General features: G+C 60.9%; 1 pseudogene. It reads right to left on the bottom strand.

Features of this window, described 5'->3' with window-relative positions:
* A pseudogene (locus SB772_RS42845) lies at positions 1-258 on the bottom strand (DNA polymerase III subunit beta); the annotation flags it as partial.

The raw sequence follows: 258 nt of genomic DNA, 5'->3' as shown, positions 1-258 counted from the left end.
CCCGAAGGCGCCTTCACGTCGGCGCGGGCGAGACGATGGCCGTCGGTCGCAACGGCGCGCAGCTTCAGGTCGCCTTCGCTTTCGATCGTGTGGAAGAAGATACCGTTCAGGTAATAGCGGGTCTCTTCGGTGGAGATCGCAAACTGGGTGCGATCGATCAGCATCTTGAGATCCGTTGCCTTCAGCTTGAAGGAATGGGTGAAGGTGCCGGCGGTCAGATCCGGGAAGTCGGATTGCGGCAGGCACTGCAGCGAGAAC

The organism is Paraburkholderia sp. SIMBA_030, from assembly GCF_046535245.1.
GTDB lineage: Bacteria > Pseudomonadota > Gammaproteobacteria > Burkholderiales > Burkholderiaceae > Paraburkholderia.
This window is presented reverse-complemented; position numbering and strand designations above follow the sequence as displayed.